This is a genomic window from Thermodesulfobacteriota bacterium, assembly GCA_036397855.1.
GTDB lineage: Bacteria > Desulfobacterota_D > UBA1144 > Nemesobacterales > CSP1-2 > DASWID01.
Genome location: DASWID010000006.1, coordinates 1 through 3,505, shown reverse-complemented (window position 1 = coordinate 3,505; position 3,505 = coordinate 1). Strand labels below are relative to the sequence as shown.

4 protein-coding genes are annotated in these 3,505 nt (G+C 42.7%); 3 read left to right on the top strand and 1 reads right to left on the bottom strand.

Annotation, left to right across the window (positions count from 1 at the left end):
• Positions 1–648 (top strand): nitrilase-related carbon-nitrogen hydrolase (locus VGA95_00435; GenBank protein ID HEX9665011.1); only part of this gene is annotated, 648 nt, incomplete at its 5' end.
• 88 nt (positions 649–736) lie between these two features.
• On the opposite strand, the gene VGA95_00430 is transcribed toward VGA95_00435, so the two are convergent.
• Complete coding sequence (locus tag VGA95_00430) at positions 737–1,222, bottom strand: group 1 truncated hemoglobin (protein ID HEX9665010.1); 486 nt, start codon at positions 1,220–1,222, stop codon at positions 737–739.
• A 114-nt stretch (positions 1,223–1,336) separates the two neighbouring features.
• On the opposite strand from VGA95_00430, the gene VGA95_00425 reads away from it, so the two are divergent.
• Complete coding sequence (locus VGA95_00425) at positions 1,337–1,711, top strand: helix-turn-helix domain-containing protein (GenBank protein ID HEX9665009.1); 375 nt, start codon at positions 1,337–1,339, stop codon at positions 1,709–1,711.
• A gap of 217 nt (positions 1,712–1,928) precedes the next feature.
• Positions 1,929–3,428 carry a serine hydrolase gene (locus tag VGA95_00420; GenBank protein HEX9665008.1) on the top strand — a complete coding sequence of 500 codons (1,500 nt, stop codon included), beginning with the start codon at positions 1,929–1,931 and terminating at the stop codon, positions 3,426–3,428.
• The last annotated feature ends 77 nt before the right edge of the window (positions 3,429–3,505 follow it).

The window sequence follows — 3,505 nt, the reverse complement described above, 5'->3', positions numbered from 1 at the left end:
GGAGGGCTTATCTGCTGGGAAAACCATATGCCTCTCGTCAGAGCAGCCATGATTCATAGAGGAGAAGACTTTCATATAGCAGTTTGGCCAGGGAATTGGAAAAGAGGAGAGGACAAGCTCCTTGATGCAGACACCAGTCCTGGTGGTGGATTGTGTAACCTTCAATCATTGATAAGGGTACATGCGTTCGAGGCAGGTGCATTTGTGCTCAGTGCATGTGGTTTTCTTACTTCGGAGGATTTTCCGGAGAGGTGGCATTATATAAGAGACGGTGGACACATAAATTACAACTGGGCTCAGGGTGGTAGCGCGATAGTAAATCCCGCAGGTAGATATCTTGTTGAGCCATGCTTTGAAAAGGATGCAATTTTATATACAGATTGTTACGCAAATCAGATTAAGGCTGTAAAGGCTGTATTCGATTCTCTGGGGCATTACTCCCGCTGGGATGTTGTAAGGCTCGAAGTGCGTGACGAAGGATGGAATCCCGAGATTTCAAGAGGTAATTCTTCAACGGGTGAGTATGAATTGTCACGAAGCAAGCTTAGAAAGATTTCCGAGAAGTATGAGATAGATTTGGATAAACTGGAATCGCTTATCAACGAACTTCATTTTATTAAGGGTCTTAAAAGAGATGCTAATTCTTGAGCTTTTATAGAAACATTAGGTATCCCGCATAAGTTTTTGGGGCTAGGTATGTATCTTGACGGAATAACAAAGCCTGACCCCCCTTTTCTTATTTTTCAACAATCGAGGGTTTTAGACCCGAGACGATACCAAGTAGTTCTTTCTTCTCCTGTTCTGGCACCTTAAACTCATCCAAGATTCCAACCAGAATATTTACAGAAACGTCCCAGTCGCTGTCTGTAATCCCCAATCCCTCGTGAGATGTCTTCATATCTCTACCGGTATAAATACAGGGTCCCCCAGTTGCGCTGCATACGAAATCCACGGTCAGTTGCTGTACCCGCTTTTTCGAATCATCGCTCAAGCCGATAAAATATTTACCTAGTTGCTGATTTGGAATCATGCGAGCAAACAATTCTCCGACTACAGCTGCGACTGCGTCGTATCCACCAAGACGTTGATACAATGTCTTTCCGGCTGCGTCTGAAGCTTTTTGCTCTTTTTCTTCAGAAAACCCAGTGGGCAGGTTTATTGACAGTGATATGAGCAAAAATAATAGAATTGATGAGCTTTTTGAAAAATATTTTCTATTCATTGTTTCCTCCTTTTCACATAATCGCTATTCACCTATAATATAAAAAGGTTTCTCTTTACGCAAGTGAGCACTTTTTGGTAAAGTAGTCACAAATTGGTAACAAATGCGGAAAATATGGCAAAATTACATTCTGAGAAAACAATAAATTCAGAGGTATTCAGGATCGTTGAAGACATCATAGGTTGTAAGTGGTCAATACAAACCTTGCAATTGATCAAAAATGGTGTTAACAGGCCCGGAGCCATGGTTAGGAGTGTGGATGGACTCACTACAAATGTCCTGAATGAAAGATTATCGAAGATGGTAAGATACAAAATCTTGGAAAAAAATTCCTACCCTGAGATTCCGCCCAGAGTTGAATATAAATTCACCGAATTCGGAAAAGGATTTTTAAGCTTATTAGACCAGATCAACAAGTTAAAAGAATTTTATGAATCAGATATTATTGGGCGAAAAATTTCCAATCTGACCCAGTCTGTAAAAAAGTAGAGGATTCCGTTTTTAATTACTCATTATTTCAAAGTCTCAGGCGGTTTCTATTTTTTATTATTCGACTTTCTTTCCTTTCGAATTAGCCGATAAACACATCAGGGCTTAATTTTAACATTGAGCCCGATTATAATTGGGGAACCCATTTTGTTATTAATGTTTATATATTAAGCTGGGTGTAATGAATTTCTATGAAAAATATTAAGGAGGTGACATTGTGTTCAGGGCATTGCCTATTTTAATGTCTGCATTTCTTGTATTTGGATTCGGGGTTGCGGGATCAAATGCGCAGGAAAGCAAACTAGATGAGAAAGATCTCGATGCTTTTATTGAAAAAACAAGAGAAGAATATAATGTCCCGGGAGTTTCAGTAACAGTGGTAGAAGATGGAGTAGTTGTTTATCTGAAAGGCTTCGGTGTGAGGAAGGTCGGTACACAGGAAAAGGTAGATGAAAACACGATATTCCAGCTTGCATCGGTGACCAAAACCTTTACCTCTGCAGCCATCGGTACTTTTGTGGATGATGGAAAGGTAACATGGGACGAGGAGGTAATTGATGTACTCCCTGGATTCGCACTGATGCAGCCATACCCAACTAGATATTCTACGCCTCGCGACCTCCTCGCTCACCGCACAGGGCTTCCCGCTTTCGGTGGCGATCTGTTAGGTAACCTAGGTTACGATAGGGAACAGGTTCTCTACAGGGTGCGACTCATCGAGCCATCACACAGTTTTAGAGAGGAGGCCACATACTCTAACATAGGATTTTTTATCGCAGGTCAGGTAGCAGGCAAACTAGGTAAAACGACCTGGGAAGATGTTGTAAATACGCGTTTGATAAAGCCCCTCGAAATGAACCGCACTGGTTTTCCCGGAATGCTGGACAAAGAGAATGTTGCGTCACCCCACGCAAAGATCGATGGGGAAATTCAGGCAATACCCTGGAACAGGGGGGAGATCCTGGGTGCCGCCGGAGATATGGTCTCGACTGGTTCAGATATGTCAAAATGGATGATTACGCTACTGGACGGAGGTACATATAAAGGAAAGGGAGTACTAAAGCCAGAGACCATAAAAGATATGTTTGCTCCTAGTATGGTGGAAACCCCTGGCTTTGCAGAACTCCCGCCTATAAGCGAGAAAACGGGATTCAGCTTTGGCATGGGATGGGGAAGTTACCACTGGAAAAATCACGAGATAGTTGAAAAGGGGGGTGGATATGAGGGTATACGCACTGTGGTTGTCCTGGTGCCGGAGCTAAATCTGGGGATTACCGTTCTCGCTAACCTGAACTTTACCGTGCTACCCGAGGCAATACGCGCATACATACTTGAGCAATATCTTGGTAAGGCAGACTACGACATGCAGGCTGAAATAAAGAAAAGGATGGCTATGCTAGACAAGCTAACAGCGGTTGGGTCCCCTCCGGAAAGTCCCAAACCTCCAAGCCAAGAACTCAGGGCATACGTGGGAAATTATGAAAACCAGCTCTATGGAACGTTCAAAGTGGTTCAGGAGAAAAAAGATCTGAGAATTGAAGCGGGACCGGGGAAATATCCGGGAAAACTCGAACACTTGAACTACAACTCTTACATCCTCAGATGGCCCTCTATAAACATGATTGATGAAATAAATTTCGTTATCGGGCCCTCCGGGGAAATTGACGAATTCATTTCCGATGCTTACGGTGCTTTCAAGAGGGTTAAAGACCAGTGAGATTGGAAGTTGCGACATTACTCCCCAATTTTTTTGACTCAACTGTTAAGAGAATAATTGTGAAAGACATATCATTG